Annotated in this window: 15 protein-coding genes and 1 pseudogene; 14 read left to right on the forward strand and 2 right to left on the reverse strand. The window is 69.8% G+C overall.

The features are described from left to right. Positions 1-9 precede the first annotated feature (9 nt). The 10 genes and pseudogenes from ACXYX3_RS11075 (at position 10) to aroB (ending at position 10,669) form a co-directional block, all read left to right on the forward strand. Positions 10-1,383, forward strand: a complete 1,374-nt coding sequence (locus ACXYX3_RS11075; protein WP_241203784.1) for a sugar porter family MFS transporter — start codon at positions 10-12, stop codon at positions 1,381-1,383. A 36-nt stretch (positions 1,384-1,419) separates the two neighbouring features. Beyond that, positions 1,420-1,809, forward strand: a complete 390-nt coding sequence (locus ACXYX3_RS11080) for a secondary thiamine-phosphate synthase enzyme YjbQ (RefSeq protein WP_241203876.1) — start codon at positions 1,420-1,422, stop codon at positions 1,807-1,809. Positions 1,810-1,906: 97 nt separating this feature from the next. Continuing rightward, entirely contained in the window at positions 1,907-4,603 is a 2,697-nt protein-coding gene (alaS, locus tag ACXYX3_RS11085; protein ID WP_458611713.1) for an alanine--tRNA ligase, read from the forward strand. Between the two features lie 6 nt (positions 4,604-4,609). Further along, on the forward strand, positions 4,610-5,161 hold the full coding sequence (ruvX, locus tag ACXYX3_RS11090) for a Holliday junction resolvase RuvX (RefSeq protein WP_241203782.1): 552 nt from the start codon (positions 4,610-4,612) through the stop codon (positions 5,159-5,161). Further along, a complete protein-coding gene (locus ACXYX3_RS11095; RefSeq protein ID WP_241203781.1) occupies positions 5,154-6,401 on the forward strand; it encodes an endolytic transglycosylase MltG in 1,248 nt (415 codons plus the stop codon). The genes ruvX and ACXYX3_RS11095 overlap by 8 nt, the downstream gene beginning before the upstream one ends. Before the next feature lie 4 nt (positions 6,402-6,405). Further along, positions 6,406-7,215, forward strand: a complete 810-nt coding sequence (locus ACXYX3_RS11100; RefSeq protein ID WP_241203780.1) for a shikimate dehydrogenase — start codon at positions 6,406-6,408, stop codon at positions 7,213-7,215. 9 nt (positions 7,216-7,224) lie between these two features. After that, positions 7,225-7,668, forward strand: coding sequence for a prepilin peptidase (locus ACXYX3_RS11105; RefSeq protein ID WP_458611714.1), 444 nt, complete (start codon positions 7,225-7,227; stop codon positions 7,666-7,668). A gap of 45 nt (positions 7,669-7,713) precedes the next feature. Continuing rightward, positions 7,714-8,928 carry a chorismate synthase gene (gene aroC / locus ACXYX3_RS11110; RefSeq protein ID WP_458611715.1) on the forward strand — a complete coding sequence of 405 codons (1,215 nt, stop codon included), beginning with the start codon at positions 7,714-7,716 and terminating at the stop codon, positions 8,926-8,928. Next, positions 8,928-9,437 (forward strand): annotated as a pseudogene (locus ACXYX3_RS11115) (shikimate kinase); the annotation flags it as partial. The gene aroC and the pseudogene ACXYX3_RS11115, both read left to right, overlap by 1 nt. 146 nt (positions 9,438-9,583) lie before the next feature. Next, positions 9,584-10,669, forward strand: a complete 1,086-nt coding sequence (gene aroB, locus ACXYX3_RS11120; protein WP_458611716.1) for a 3-dehydroquinate synthase — start codon at positions 9,584-9,586, stop codon at positions 10,667-10,669. Here aroB and ACXYX3_RS11125 read toward each other — a convergent pair. Beyond that, positions 10,666-11,283, reverse strand: coding sequence for a B-4DMT family transporter (locus tag ACXYX3_RS11125; RefSeq protein WP_458611717.1), 618 nt, complete (start codon positions 11,281-11,283; stop codon positions 10,666-10,668). The two genes, aroB and ACXYX3_RS11125, sit on opposite strands and share 4 nt — an antisense overlap. 33 nt (positions 11,284-11,316) lie before the next feature. Between ACXYX3_RS11125 and ACXYX3_RS11130 the strand changes: the two genes are divergently transcribed. From ACXYX3_RS11130 to ACXYX3_RS11145, 4 genes are all read left to right on the forward strand, one after another. Beyond that, entirely contained in the window at positions 11,317-12,402 is a 1,086-nt protein-coding gene (locus tag ACXYX3_RS11130; RefSeq protein WP_458611718.1) for a M24 family metallopeptidase, read from the forward strand. Between the two features lie 21 nt (positions 12,403-12,423). Further along, the gene (gene efp / locus ACXYX3_RS11135; protein ID WP_043408450.1) at positions 12,424-12,987 is read left to right on the forward strand and encodes an elongation factor P; all 564 of its coding nucleotides are present in this window, start codon (positions 12,424-12,426) and stop codon (positions 12,985-12,987) included. Continuing rightward, positions 12,980-13,495: a transcription antitermination factor NusB gene (gene nusB, locus ACXYX3_RS11140; protein ID WP_241203774.1), complete on the forward strand. Its 516-nt coding sequence runs from the start codon at positions 12,980-12,982 to the stop codon at positions 13,493-13,495. The genes efp and nusB overlap by 8 nt, the downstream gene beginning before the upstream one ends. A 75-nt stretch (positions 13,496-13,570) precedes the next feature. Beyond that, positions 13,571-14,332, forward strand: a complete 762-nt coding sequence (locus ACXYX3_RS11145) for an HpcH/HpaI aldolase/citrate lyase family protein (protein WP_458611719.1) — start codon at positions 13,571-13,573, stop codon at positions 14,330-14,332. A gap of 62 nt (positions 14,333-14,394) precedes the next feature. Here the strand turns inward: ACXYX3_RS11145 and ACXYX3_RS11150 are convergent, their stop codons facing one another. Further along, positions 14,395-15,600 (reverse strand): FAD-dependent monooxygenase, encoded by a 1,206-nt coding sequence (locus ACXYX3_RS11150; protein ID WP_458611720.1) that lies wholly within the window; start codon positions 15,598-15,600, stop codon positions 14,395-14,397. Positions 15,601-15,634 lie beyond the last annotated feature (34 nt).

Below are 15,634 nucleotides of genomic sequence, written 5' to 3' on the forward strand. Positions count from 1 at the left end.
GAGTCACTCATGACCAGCTTCATCGGCGAGGTACGCAGGACCGGCAATGGACTGCTCATCCGGGTATGCGTGATCGCCGCCATCGGCGGACTGCTCTTCGGTTATGACACCGGCGTGATCTCCGGTGCCCTGCTGTTCATCAGGGAGGACTTGGGCGCCAACGATTTCGAGCAAGAGGCCATCGTCGCTGCGGTCCTGCTCGGGGCGATGTTCGGCGCGGCGGCATCAGGCTATCTGGCCGATCGCATCAGCCGGCGCTGGACGAAAGTCCTGTCCGGCACCGTGTATCTGGTCGCCGCCCTGGGATGCGCGTTCTCCGTCAACGCCGAGATGCTGATCGGCTTCCGGTTTCTGCTCGGACTCGCGGTCGGCACGGCGTCGTTCGTTTCGCCGCTCTACATCGCCGAGATGGCCCCGCCCGCCATCCGCGGAGGCCTGGTCTCGTTCAATCAGCTGGCCATCACCTCGGGCATCCTGATCTCCTATCTGACCAATGTCGCGTTCCAGAACGTCAGCGGGGACTGGCGCTGGATGCTCGGCATCGCGGCGCTGCCCGGCGCGGCCCTGGCGGTGGGGATGCTCTCGGTACCCCAGACGCCACGCTGGCTGGTCGACGCCGGGCGCGACGAGGATGCCCGCGGCGTGCTGCGCCGACTGCGCAGCGGCGACCCCGACGCCGACGTCGACGCGGAGTTCGACGACATCGAGGAGGCCAACCGCGCCGAGGCACGATCGTCGCTGCGCGACCTGATGCGACCCGAGCTGCGGCCCCTGGTGACTCTCGGGGTGGTGCTGGCGCTCGCGCAACAGTTCGTCGGGGTCAACACCGTGATCTACTACGCCCCGACGATCCTGTCCGACACCGGGTTGTCCAACAGCGGAGCTCTCGCCCGCACGGTGCTGGTGGGCGTCACCAACGTCGTGTTCACCGTGATCGCAGTGCTGCTCCTGGACCGGGTGGGCCGGCGGAAACTGTTGATCACCGGCACGGTCGGCATGTTGGCCGGCCTGCTCATCCTGGCGGTCTACTTCACGTCTGCCGGTCTGCAACGTGATGCCGGTTATCTGGCGCTGGCCGGTCTGCTGCTGTTCATCGCTTCGTTCGCGATCGGTCTCGGCCCGGTGTTCTGGCTGATGATCTCCGAGATCTTCCCCATCGGGGTCCGCAGCGCGGCCATGGCGGTCTGCACCATCGTCAATTGGGGTGCGAACTTCGTTGTCGCGCAGACCTTCTTGACGCTCGGTAACCTGATCACCCGCCAAGGGGTGTTCTACCTCTACGCCGCGCTGGCGGCGCTGTCGCTGGTGTACTTCATCCGGCGGGTGCCCGAGACCCAGGGCCGCTCGCTGGAAGAGGTGCAGAAGGAACTGCGGCCCGATTGATCCCCGATCGATAGGCTCTCCTCGATGGACACCCACGTGCTCGACGTCGACACGACCCGCCGGCGGACCGTCGACCTGACCGACGAGGTCCGCGACTTCTGCGCCTCCCGCGGCGACGGTTTGTGCAACGTCTTCGTACCGCACGCCACCGCAGGGGTGGCGATCATCGAGACCGGTGCGGGCTCCGACCACGACCTGGTGGAGTCGCTGGAGCGGCTGTTGCCCCGCGACGACCGCTACCGGCACGCGCACGGCTCACCCGGCCACGGCGCCGATCACGTACTGCCTGGTCTCGTCGCGCCGTCGATCACCGTGCCGGTGAGCGGCGGAGAACCCTTGCTCGGCACCTGGCAGAGCGTCGTACTGGTGGATCTGAACAGGGACAACAGCAGGCGCAGCGTCCGGCTCAGCTTCGTGTCGGGGTGAACGTCTGCCGCGGTGGTGGCCCGGTACTGTGGTGCGGTCGAGTATTCGCAGGTGGCGGCCGATCGGCCCCGCTGACCAGACCCGAAGGGCAGCAGGAGTGCAGACACACGAGATCAGGAAGCGGTTCCTTGATCACTTCGTGAACGCCGGACACACCGAGGTGCCCAGCGCATCGGTGATCCTCGACGACCCCAACCTGCTGTTCGTCAATGCCGGCATGGTGCAGTTCGTCCCCTTCTTCCTCGGCGCCCGGACCCCGCCGTGGGACCGCGCCGTGAGCATCCAGAAGTGCATCCGCACTCCGGACATCGATGAAGTGGGCATCACCACCCGGCACAACACCTTCTTCCAGATGGCGGGCAACTTCAGCTTCGGCGACTACTTCAAGAAGGGCGCCATCGAGTTCGCCTGGACGCTGCTGACCAACCCGGTCGAGCAGGGCGGATACGGCTTCGATCCGGAAAAGCTCTGGGCCACCGTCTATCTCGACGACGACGAGGCGATCGGCTACTGGCAGGAGGTGGCCGGCCTGCCCCTCGAGCGCATCCAGCGCCGCGGCATGGCCGACAACTACTGGTCGATGGGCATTCCCGGGCCGTGCGGACCGTCGTCGGAGATCTACTACGACCGCGGTCCGGAGTACGGCATCGAGGGCGGCCCGGAGGCGAACGAGGACCGCTACATCGAGATCTGGAATCTCGTGTTCATGCAGAACGAGCGCGGCGAGGGTACCTCCAAGGAGAACTTCGAGATCCTCGGCCCGCTGCCGCGCAAGAACATCGACACCGGCATGGGCATCGAACGGGTGGCGTGCCTTCTGCAGGGTGTGGACAACGTCTACGAAACCGACCTGCTACGCCCGGCGATCGACCTGATGGCCGCCCGCGCGCCGCGCGGTTACGGGCAGGGCAATCACGCCGACGACGTCCGCTACCGCATCATCGCCGACCACAGCCGCACCGCGGCGATCATCATCGGCGACGGGGTGAGCCCCGGAAACGAGGGGCGCGGGTACGTGCTGCGCCGTTTGCTGCGGCGCATCGTCCGGGCCGCCAAACTGCTCGGCGTCGAGGATGCCTTCATGGGTGATCTGATGGCCACGGTGCGCGACGCGACCGGGCCGTCCTACCCGGAACTGGTCAACGACTTCGATCGCATCTCACGCATCGCCGTCGCCGAGGAGGCGGCGTTCAACCGCACGCTGGCCTCTGGCTCGCGGCTCTTCGACGACGCGGCACGCGCCACCAAGGCGTCGGGTTCCTCCCGGCTGTCGGGCTCGGACGCGTTCACGCTGCACGACACGTACGGTTTCCCGTTGGAGCTGACGCTGGAGATGGCGGCCGAGGCCGATCTGGGCGTCGACGAAGAGGGTTTCCGCACGCTGATGGCCGAGCAGCGGCAGCGCGCGAAGGCCGACGCCGCCGCGCGCAAACAGGCCCACACCGATCTCAGCGCCTATCGCGAGCTCGTCGACGCCGGCCCCACCGAGTTCACCGGATTCGACGAGTTGACCAGTGAGGCAAGGATTCTCGGCATCTTCGTGGACGGCAAGCGGGTGCCTGTGGTGGCTCACGCCGGCCGCGAGGGCACGCACGACCGAGTGGAATTCATTCTGAATCGCAGCCCGTTCTACGCCGAGTCGGGCGGGCAGATCGCCGACGAAGGCCACATCAGTGGCACCGGCTCGTCAGAGGCGGCGAAGGCCGCGGTCACCGATGTGCAGAAGATCGCGAAAACACTGTGGGCGCATCGCGTCAACGTCGAATCGGGCGAGTTCGTCGAGGGCGACACCGTGACCGCGGCCGTCGACCCCCAGTGGCGTCGCGGCGCGACCCAAGGTCACTCCGGCACCCACATGGTGCACGCCGCACTGCGACAGGTGTTGGGCCCCAACGCGGTTCAGGCCGGCTCCCTGAACCGGCCCGGCTACCTGCGGTTCGATTTCAACTTCCAGGGCGCGCTCAGCGATGAGCAGCGGGCGCAGGTCGAGGAGGTCACCAACGAGGCGGTGCAAGCCGACTTCGAGGTGCACACCTTCCACGAGAAGTTGGAGAAGGCCAAAGCGATGGGCGCGATGGCGATGTTCGGCGAGTCGTACCCCGACGAGGTGCGCGTCGTCGAGATCGGTGGGCCGTTCTCGCTCGAGCTGTGCGGCGGCACGCACGTGGGGCGCTCCGCGCAGATCGGCCCGGTGACGATCCTCGGCGAATCCTCGGTGGGGTCGGGAGTGCGCCGCGTCGAGGCCTACGTCGGTCTGGATTCGTTCCGGCATCTCGCCCGGGAGCGGGCCCTGATGGCCGGGCTGGCCTCGTCGCTGAAGGTGCCCTCGGAGGAGGTGCCCGCCCGCGTCGCGACATTGGTGGACCGGCTCAAGACCGCCGAGAAGGAACTCGACAGGCTGCGGCTGGCCGGCGCGCGCGCCGCGGCGGTCAACGCGGCCGCGGGCGCCGAGCAGATCGGTAAGGTGCGGCTCGTGGCGCAGCGGATGGCCGGCGGCATCTCGGCGGGGGACCTGCGCTCCCTCGTCGGCGACATCCGCGGCAAGCTCGGCAGTGATCCGGCCGTCGTCGCGCTGATCGCCGAAGGCGACAACGATGCAGTGCCCTTCGTCGTGGCGGTCAACCCGGCGGCGCAGGACCTAGGGCTGCGCGCCAACGAGCTGGTCACCGTGCTGGGCGCGGCGGTCGACGGCCGCGGTGGCGGTAAGGCCGATCTGGCCCAGGGCTCGGGTCGGGGTGCCGGCGGCATCGACGCGGCGCTCGCGGCGCTGCGCGCGGAGATCGGCCGGAGCTGAGCGCCAGTGCCCGACGCTTCCCACGACGCCTCCAGCGACGCCCACGTCGCCGACCGTGCACCGGACCGACCCGGTGACCCGGCCACCGCGCCGGATCCGGGCAGGGGGCGCCGGCTCGGGGTCGACGTCGGTTCGGTGCGTATCGGGGTCGCGGTGAGCGACCCGGACGCCACGCTGGCCACGCCGGTGGAGACCGTGCCCCGCGACCGGCGAGGCAACCGGCACCTCAAGCGACTCGCTGGGTTGGTCGAGGACTATCAGGCGGTCGAGGTCGTGGTCGGTCTGCCGCGCACACTCGCCGACCGGGCCGGGTCGTCGGCGCGAGACGCGGTCGAGGTCGCCGACCGGCTGGGCGAACGGATCGCCCCGGTGCCGATCCGCTTCGTCGATGAACGCTTCACCACCCTCACCGCGCAGCGGGCGCTGCGTGAAGCAGGGGTCCGGGCCCGCGGCCAGCGGGCTGTGATCGACCAAGCTGCAGCGGTGGGGATCCTGCAGAACTGGCTGGACCAGCGGCGGGTGGCGCTGTCCCCACACGGAGAGGCCAGGGATGGCTGACGACTGGCACGGGGACCGGGCCGAACCGCTGGCGGTCGGGCCGCCGCGGCAGCGGATGACCCGCCGGCAGCGCGCGCGGGAGAACCGGATGCGCCGCCGGCGGCGTGTGGCGGCGGTGACGGCGGTGTCGATCGTCGTGGTCGTCGCCATCGTCGCAGTGCTCCTCGGCTCTCGGATGTGGAACTCCCTGTTCGGCGGCGCCGACAACGACTACACCGGCAGCGGCGTCACCGACGTCGTCATCCAGATCCACGACGGCGACTCGACGACGGCGATCGGCAAGACGCTGCTCGACAACAAGGTCGTCGCCACCGTCAAGGCGTTCGTCGACGCCGCCGACGGCAACGACTCGATCGCCTCGATCCAGCCGGGCTTCTACAAGGTGCGCACCGAGATCCCCGCCTCCAACGCGGTGTCGCGACTGGCGGACCCGGCCAACCGGGTCGGCAAGCTGGTGATCCCGGAGGGCCGCCAGCTCGACGACGTGTCCGACGTCAAGACCAACGCGGTCACCGACGGCATCTTCACGCTGATCTCCAAGGCCAGCTGCGTCGACCTCGACGACAACCGGCGCTGTGTATCGGCCGCGGACCTGAAGGCCACCGCCGGCACGTCGCCCCCGGCGGCGCTGGGGGTGCCGCAGTGGGCCGTCGGGCCGGTGACGGCGATGGGCGCCGACCACCGCCGCCTGGAGGGGTTGATCGCTCCCGGCACGTGGAACATCGACCCCTCGGCCACCCCGCAGGAGATCCTGTCCACGCTCATCACCAGCAGCGCCGGGCAGTACGAGCAGAGTGGTCTGCTCACGACCGCGACCAGCCTGAACATGACCCCCTACCAGATCCTCACGGTCGCCTCCCTCGTGCAGCGCGAATCCACGCCGGCGGACTTCGCCAAGGTGGCGCGCGTCATCTACAACCGGCTCGCGGAGAACCGCACGCTGGAATTCGACTCCACGGTCAACTACGCGCTCGACCGCATCGAGGTGGCCACCACCGACGGCGACCGCGCTCAGGCCACGCCGTGGAACACCTACGTGCGGCCCGGGTTGCCGGCCACCCCGATCTGCTCGCCCGGCGGGCCCGCGCTGGCCGCGGCCGAACAGCCGGCGCCGGGGGACTGGCTGTACTTCGTCACGATCGACATGCAGGGCACCACGCTGTTCACCCGCGAGTACGAGCAGCACCTGGCGAACATCGAGCAGGCCCGCCGCAACGGCGTCCTCGACTCGGCCCGCTGACCGCGTGAGCTCCGCGCGTCGGGCGGCCGTGCTGGGCTCGCCGATCGCCCATTCGCGGTCCCCGCAGCTGCACCTGGCCGCCTATCGGGCGCTGGGTCTCGACGACTGGACGTATGACCGCATCGAGTGCACGGGGGAGCAGCTGCCGGGGGTGGTGGCAGCGTTCGGGCCGGAGTGGGTCGGGGTGTCGGTGACGATGCCCGGCAAGTTCGCCGCGCTTCAGGTGGCCGATGAGGCCACCGAGCGGGCCCGGTTGCTCGGGTCGGCCAACACACTGGTGCGGTCCGCGGCCGGGTGGTACGCGGACAACACCGACGTCGACGGCGTCGTCGGTGCGCTGGCCGACGCGCCGCCCGCCGACCGCGCGGCCGTGATCGGGTCCGGCGGTACCGCACCGGCCGCCGTCGCGGGCCTGGCCGCGCGCGGAGCGCGCCACGTCACTGTGGTCGCGCGCAGCGTCGACAAGGCGGCCGGAGTGCTCGAGGTGGCGCGACGCAGCGGCGTCGAGGCCGCATTCTGCGAGCTGCAGGGCGCCGCCCTGGCCGACGTGATCGCCGACGCGCAGGTGCTGGTGAACACGATCCCCGCCGACGCCGCGGCGCCCTACGCCCGCGTGCTGGCAGAGGCCCCCGTCTGCCTCGACGCGATCTACGAACCGTGGCCGACCCCGCTGGCTGCGGCCGTCGAGGCGCGGGGCGGCCTCGTGATCAGCGGTCTGCAGATGCTGCTCAACCAGGCGTTCACGCAGGTGGAACTGTTCACCGGGCTGCCTGCCCCCAAAGAGGCGATGAGGGCGGTACTTCCCGGGGCTTAGCCTCGAGCGATGGGGGAGACGGCGTTCGTGGCGCTGGCGGGCTGGCTGATCGCGTTGAGCACCTACGATCTGCGGTGCCACCGCCTGCCCAACCTGCTCACGCTGCCCGGTGCGGCGGTGATCCTGATCGCGGCCGCGCTGTCGGGGCGCGGCTCGGGTGCACTGTTCGGCGCCGTGGCGTTGACCGGCGTCTATGCGCTGGTGCACCTGGCGGCACCGGGAGCACTGGGCGCCGGCGACGTCAAACTCGCACTCGGTGTGGGCGGCGTGACCGGCGCGTTCGGGATGCAGGCATGGGTGCTGTGCGCCGTCGGCGCCTCGCTGCTGACCGGGCTGTGGGGTACGACGCGCCTGCTGCGTGGCGTGCGCACGCCGGTGCCGCACGGGCCGGCGATGTGCCTGGCGACGGCTCTCGCAGTCGTACTGGGCCTGGCCGAGCCTGCGCTGCGGTAGTCGCCGTTTTCCGGACCCCGGCCGCCTCATGCGAAACTGGGACACGTGTTGCGATGGACCACAGCAGGGGAATCCCACGGTCGTGCATTGGTGGCGATGGTCGAGGGGATGGTCGCCGGCGTCGAGGTGACCTCTGCCGACGTCGCCGCCGCGCTCGCGCGTCGCCGCCTCGGCTACGGACGCGGAGCGCGGATGAAGTTCGAGCAGGACCAGGTGACGATCCTCGCGGGGCTGCGGCACGGAGTGACGCTCGGCGGACCCCTGGCGATCGAGATCGGCAACACCGAGTGGCCGAAGTGGGAAACCGTGATGGCGGCCGATCCCGTCGATCCGGCCGTGCTCGCGGACAGCGCCGCCCGCAACGCCCCGCTGACCCGGCCCCGACCCGGCCACGCCGATTACGCCGGCATGCTCAAGTACGGCTTCGACGACGCCCGTCCCGTGCTCGAGCGGGCCAGTGCCCGAGAGACCGCGGCGCGGGTCGCCGCGGGCACCGTGGCCCGGGCGTTCCTGCGGCAGGCGCTCGGCGTCGAGGTCGTCTCCCACGTCATCTCCATCGGCGCGTCGGACCCCTACGACGGGCCACCGCCGCTGCCCGGCGACCTGGCCGCGATCGACGAGAGCCCGGTGCGCGCCTTCGACGCTGCCGCCGAGGCGTCGATGATCGCCGAGATCGAAGCCGCCAAGAAGGACGGCGACACGCTCGGCGGCGTAGTCGAGGTCGTGGCCCACAACCTCCCGATCGGACTGGGGTCCTTCACCAGCGGCGAGAACCGGCTCGACAGCCAGCTGGCCGCCGCGGTGATGGGCATCCAGGCGATCAAAGGGGTGGAGATCGGCGACGGGTTCGAGACCGCGCGCCGGCGCGGCAGTGTCGCGCACGACGAGATGTATCCCGGGCCCGACGGTGTCATGCGCTCGACCAATCGCGCCGGCGGGTTGGAGGGCGGTATGACCAACGGCCTGCCGGTCCGGGTGCGCGCGGCGATGAAGCCCATCTCGACGGTGCCCCGCGCGCTGGCGACCGTAGACATGGCGACGGGCCAGGAAGCGGTCGCGATCCATCAGCGCTCCGATGTGTGCGCGGTGCCTGCGGCAGGCGTTGTCGTCGAGACGATGGTGGCGCTGGTGCTCGCGCGGGCCGCTCTGGAGAAGTTCGGCGGCGACTCCCTGACCGAGACCCGCGCCAACATCGAGACCTACCTGCGCGCCGTGGCGGCGCGCGAGCCCGCCACCGACGGGGTCAGGGCGTCGGGCTGATGGCGCCCAAGGCAGTGCTCGTGGGGCTGCCCGGATCGGGCAAGTCCACGATCGGCCGGCGGCTGGCGAAGGCGCTCGAGGTGGAGATGCTCGACACCGACGCCGCGATCGAGAAGAGCACCGGCCGCACGATCGCCGACATCTTCGCCATCGACGGCGAAGCGGAATTCCGGCGCATCGAAGAGGAGGTGATCCGCGAGGCGCTGACGTCCCATGACGGCGTGGTGTCCCTCGGCGGCGGCGCGATCACCACGCCGGGTGTGCGTGAAGCGCTGGCCGGGCAGACGGTCATCTATCTGGAGATCAGCGCGTCCGAGGGGATCCGCCGCACCGGGGGCTCCACCGTACGCCCGCTGCTGGCCGGCCCGGATCGCGCCGAGAAGTTCAAAGCGTTGATGTCGCAACGAGTTCCGCTGTACCGGCAGGTGGCGACCATGCGCGTCAACACGAACCGTCGCAACCCGGCGGCGGTGGTGCGCCACATCGTCGCTCGGCTGGAGAACCCGGCCGCTGCGCGCGGCGACCGGCGCCGTCGGCGGCCGTCGTGGCGGCGTGCCCCACTGTCTTTGACCGCAGCGCCCTCGACGGAGGCGCCGCCCAGTCCCGCCGCGGTGGCGGCCAGGAAAGGATCCCCGTGTCGACGCAAGGACATGCCGTGACAGAACCGGTGACCGTCGAGGTGCGCACCCGCCCGCCGTATCCCGTCATCATCGGTACCGGACTGCTCGGTGACCTCGGCCGCATCCTCGACGGCAGGCACAGGGTCGCGATCCTGCATCAGCCCACGCTCACCCAGACCGCCGAAGCGATCCGAGCTCATCTGGCCGACAAGGGAATCGACGCGCACCGCATCGAGATCCCGGACGCCGAGGCCGGCAAGGAGCTGCCGGTGGTCGGCTTCATCTGGGAGGTGCTGGGCCGCATCGGTGTCGGGCGCAAGGACGCGATCGTCAGCCTCGGTGGCGGTGCGGCCACCGACGTGGCCGGCTTCGCCGCAGCGACCTGGCTGCGCGGAATCGACATCGTGCACGTGCCCACCACCCTGCTCGGCATGGTCGACGCCGCCGTCGGTGGCAAGACCGGGATCAACACCGACGCCGGCAAGAACCTCGTCGGCGCGTTCCACCAGCCGACCGCCGTGCTGGTCGACCTGGCGACGCTGGACAGCTTGCCGCGCAACGAGATCGTGGCCGGCATGGCTGAGATCGTGAAAGCCGGATTCATCGCCGATCCGGTGATCCTCGACATGATCGAGGCCGATCCGCAGCGGTCCGTGGACCCCGGTGGTGACGTGCTGCCCGAGCTGATCCGGCGGGCGGTCGCGGTCAAGGCCGAGGTGGTGGCCGCCGACGAGAAAGAGTCGGCGCTGCGGGAGATCCTGAACTACGGCCACACCTTGGCGCACGCGATCGAACGGCGGGAGCGCTACCAGTGGCGACACGGCGCCGCGGTGTCCGTCGGTCTGGTGTTCGCCGCCGAATTGGGCCGCCTCGCAGGACGATTGGACGATGCGACCGCCGAGCGGCACCGCGCGATCCTGACGTCTCTGGGTCTGCCCGTCACCTACGATGCGGATGCGCTACCCGCGCTGATGGAATCCATGGCCGGCGACAAGAAGACCCGGGCCGGGGTGCTGCGGTTCGTGGTCCTCGACGGGCTAGCCAAGCCCGGTCGCCTGGAAGGGCCCGACCCGTCGCTGCTGGCCGCCGCGTACGCCGAGGTGGCGCGTCCGGCGGGCTAGTCCTCGCGCCGCGTCTTGTCGGTGTCGTCGTGTTCGGCGACCGCGACGGGTGAGGTGTGCCGCTCGGTTTCGGCATCCTCATGGTGCCGGTCGTAGTCCTGCACGTCCCGGTCGTCCCTGTCGTCGCGCACGGCGGCGAACACGTCGGTGTCCGCCCGGTCGTCGTCACCCTCGCGGCGACGCGGCGTGTTCGGCGTCTTGCGGTCGACCAGCCAGCGGCCCAGCCCGACGCCGACGATCGCGAACAGGAACACCAGCAGCGCGGTGAACGCCGCGAACGTGGTCACCTCGTTGATCAGACCCTCGACATAGAGGTTCTTGTAGAAGAGGCCGATGAACCAGGCGACCGCGCCGCTGACCACTCCGGCGAACAGCCCGGCCAGTAGCCACGTCATCGCCAGATCCGACCGGCGGTCGGGGTCCGGGTTGGCGCGGGCGTCGGCGCGCCCGTCGATGTAACCCCAGATGAAGACGACGACCGCGTACAGCGCGACCAGGACGGCACTGATCAGACCGGCCTTGGTTTCCCAGGTGTTGATCAACGCTCCCTGCAGCAATCGGACGATCACCATCAGGGCGGCGAACACCAGTCCGCGCAGCAGCCACTTGCTCATGAGGCCTCACCTTAGCGAGTAGCGTCGGCAGTCGTGACGATTTCTGCCCGCCGCGACCGGCTGCGCCAGCGTCTTGCCGACGCCGAGATCGACGCCATGCTCGTGACAGACCTGGTCAACGTTCGCTATCTGTCCGGTTTCACCGGCTCCAACGCGGCGCTTCTGGTCCTGGTCGGAGACGACACGCCGGTGCTGGCCACCGATGGCCGCTATCGGACCCAGGCGGCTGCCCAGGCGCCGGACGCCGAGGTCGTCATCGAACGGGCCTGTGGGCCCCATCTGGCGGCGCGGGCAGCCGCGACCGGTGTGCGCACGCTGGGATTCGAGAGCCACGTGGTGACCGTCGACGCGTTCACTGCGTTGAGCGATGCGGCGGACGGGAAGGTCGAGTTCGCGCGAGCCGCAGGCATGATCGAGGCGCTGCGCGAGGTCAAGGACGAGGGTGAGCTCGCGCTGCTGCGCCGAGCATGCGACGCCGCCGACGCGGCACTGCAGGATCTGGTGCAGCGTGGCGGGCTGCGAGCCGGGCGTACCGAGAAGCAGGTGCGCAACGAGCTCGAGGCGCTGATGCTCGAGCACGGTGCCGACGGCGCGTCGTTCGAGACGATCGTCGCGACCGGGGCCAACTCGGCCGTCCCGCACCACCGGCCCACCGAGGCGGTGCTGGCCGCCGGGGACTTCGTCAAGATCGACTTCGGTGCGCTCGTCGGCGGCTACCACTCGGACATGACCCGTACGTTCGTGCTCGCGCCGGCCGCGCAGTGGCAGCACGACATCTACGGACTCGTGGCGCGCTCGCAGCAGGCCGGGCGCGAAGCGCTGGCACCCGGCGTCGTGTTGCGCGACGTCGACGCCGCATCGCGGCAGGTCATCGCCGATGCCGGCTACGGCGAGAACTTCGGCCACGGCCTCGGGCACGGCGTCGGTCTGCAGATCCACGAAGCGCCCGGAATCAACTCCGCAGCCGCCGGTACACTGCTTGCTGGCTCCGCAGTGACCGTCGAGCCCGGTGTCTACCTGCCCGATCGCGGCGGCGTCCGCATCGAGGACACGCTGGCGGTCACCCCGGAGGGGCCCGAACTACTGACCAGGTTCGGCAAGGACCTGATGATCCTCTAGACGCTAGGAGTACACCCCACCGTGGCATCGACCGCCGACTTCAAGAATGGGCTCGTCCTGCAGATCGACGGCCAGCTGTGGCAGATCGTCGAGTTCCAGCACGTCAAACCCGGCAAGGGACCTGCCTTCGTGCGCACCAAGCTCAAGAACGTGGTGTCGGGCAAGGTCGTCGACAAGACCTACAACGCCGGGGTGAAGGTGGAAACCGCGACGGTCGACCGGCGTGACGCCACCTATCTGTACCGCGACGGCTCGGACTTCGTGTTCATGGACTCCGAGGACTACGAGCAGCACCCGCTGCCGGAGGCGCTGGTGGGCCGGTTGGCCGGGTTCCTGCTCGAGGGCATGCCCGTGCAGATCGCGTTCCATGACGGCACGGCGCTGTACCTGGAGCTGCCGGTGACGGTCGAGCTTCTCGTCAGCCACACCGAGCCGGGTCTGCAGGGCGACCGGTCGAGCGCCGGCACGAAGCCCGCGACGCTGGAGACCGGCGCCGAGATCCAGGTGCCGCTGTTCATCAACACCGGCGACAAGCTGAAGGTGGACTCGCGGGACGGAAGTTACCTGGGAAGGGTCAATGGCTGACCGGCGTGGTGACAGGGGCCGGCACCAGGCCCGTAAACGCGCGGTCGATCTGCTGTTCGAGGCGGAGGCCCGCGACATCACCCCGGCCGAGGTTGCCGAAGCGCGAAACACGTTGGCGCAGAAGCAGACCGACGATTGGTCCGATGAGGACGGTATCGCGCCGCTGAACCCGTACACGGTGACGGTGGCGCGGGGCGTCACCGAACACCGAGCGCACATCGACGATCTCATCTCGTCGCACCTGCAGGGGTGGACGCTGGACCGGCTGCCTGCCGTGGACCGCGCCATCCTGCGCGTTGCGGTGTGGGAGCTGCTGCACGCCGAGGACGTGCCCGAGCCGGTCGCCGTCGACGAGGCGGTCGAGCTGGCCAAGCGGCTGTCGACCGACGACTCGCCGGGCTTCGTCAACGGAGTACTCGGTCAGGTGATGCTCGTGACGCCGCAGATCCGCGCGGCCGCGGCGGCGGTGCGCGCGGGCAGCAACGGAGCCGACGGCACCGCCGGGTGAATTCTCGCGCCGGCCGCGATGAACTAAATGTGCGCAACCTGGCTTTGAGCTGAGCTGTCGGCGAACATCACAGGGGTGACGGTCTTCCCCGAAGCTCACTGTGTTCACCGGCCGCACTGGTCGCTGGCGCGTACCTGGCTTTTGGAGCCCGCGCGGCCGGGCTGTCAGCGCGCGCTGGCGTCGGAGGCTGATGTCGTGGTTCTCGACATCGAGGACGGGCTCCCCGATTCTGACAAGCCGGCCGGTCGGCGGGCGGTCGCCGAATGTCTCGACGGCGACGGGCAGGCATGGGTGCGGATCAGCAGTGCGGGCACCCCGAACTGGGACGCCGACCTGGATGCGGTGGCCGGTGTGCCGGGCCTGAGCGGGGTGATGCTCGCCAAGGTCGAGTCCGCGCACGATGTGGTCTCGACGGCGAAGCGGTTGCCGGCCGGGACGCCTGTGGTCGCCCTGATCGAGTCCGCGCTCGGGATCGAATCGGCGCTGGAGATCGCGCGCTCGTGTGCCCGAATCGCGTTCGGGATCGCCGATTTCCGTCGCGATACCGGGATGTGCGCCGATTCGATGGTCCTGGTCTATCCGCGCGCCCGCCTGGTGATCGCGAGCCGGGCTGCGGGATTGCCCGCGCCGATCGACGGGCCGACACTGCGTGACAACGCCGGCGATCTCCCGCGCGACACCGAGATCGCCAAGGCAGCCGGGATGACGGGCCGGCTGTGCCTGGACGCCGGACACGCGGGCACGATCAACACGCTGCTGAGCCCGTCGCTGGACGAAATCGACGCTGCACGGGCGATACGCGCGCCTGGATGCACCGTCAAGTCATTACGACGGTAGCTCCGGACCCACCCGTGCCCGGGCCGAGGCGATCCTCGACCTGGCTGCCAAGCTCGGTGTGCTCAGCGATAGTCCGGCAGCGTCATCGAATCCGCGGTGGTGAACCACTTCTTCTCGGCGACCGATCGGAACGGCCACCGCTGGCACCACTTCATCACCGCCGCGGTGATCACGATGTCGGACTCCCGCATCGGCGCATAGCCCTCGACCCCGCGTGGTAGGTCCTGGCAGCGATCGACATAGGGGCGCATCGCCTGCTCGTAGCGCGCGAGTGCCGGGGGCAGGCTGGTGGCATCGAAGCGCTCGGCAGGGCCGAGCTCGCCGGCCAGCACGTAGGCGCCGACCAGCGCCAGGCTGGTGCCCATTCCCGATAGCGGGGAGGCGCAATAGCCGGCATCTCCGACCAATGTCACCCGCCCCGACGACCATGTCGGCATATGGACCTGCGCGAAGGCGTCGAAGTAGAAGTCGTCGGCGTCTGCGGCAGCGGCGAGCAGCGCATCACAGTGCCACCCCGCCCCGGCGAATCGATGGACCAGGATCTGCCGTTGCTCGTCGATGTCGTGGCGGTCGTAGTCCAGCGGTTCCGACTGGAAAGCCAGTCCTGCCTTGGCAATTGCCGGATCGTGCGATGGTCGCATCGATGCGTTCAGGCCGCCCGGCGCCTGGTAGAGCAGGAACCATCCGTCGAGCCCGACGGTGTCCGGGGCGGTGAACCACGCGTGGTAGCCGCCGAGGGGACGGAGGTAGCGGTCCTCGGGGCCGAACCCTATGCGGCGTACGGCCGAGTGCGGTCCGTCGGCGCCGACGACGAGGTCGGCGGGCAGGCGGGTGCCGTTGGCCAGGGTTGCGGTGACACCGTCTTCGCTCTGCTCCAGACCGGTGACGGTGGAGCCGAACCGGTAGTCCACGTCCTCGCGCGTCGCCTCGTAGAGCACCGCGGCGAGGTCGCCGCGCAGGATCTCGAGCGACGACACGAGCCCGTTGCCGCCGAACGCCGTGACCGGCATCTCGGCCCGTCGGCTGCCATCCGCCTTGACCCACGCCGCGCCGCTCTGGTGGAGCGCCCGCGCCCGCATCTGGTCGAGCAATCCCATCCGTTTCACGACCTCGCGGCCGGTGCCCCGCAGGTCGACGGTCTGGCCGCCGGGCCGGATGCTCGACGCGAGTTCGAGCACGATCACCCGGTAGCCCGCGCGATTCAGCCAGAAGGCCAGCGCCGGGCCGGCGATACCGGCACCATTGATCAGCACGGTCGGGCTCTGCATACCCGTAATGTACTGCGCGCCAGCGGCTGTCACG

The sequence above is a fragment of the Mycobacterium sp. Panama NTM2 genome (genome assembly GCF_054355555.1).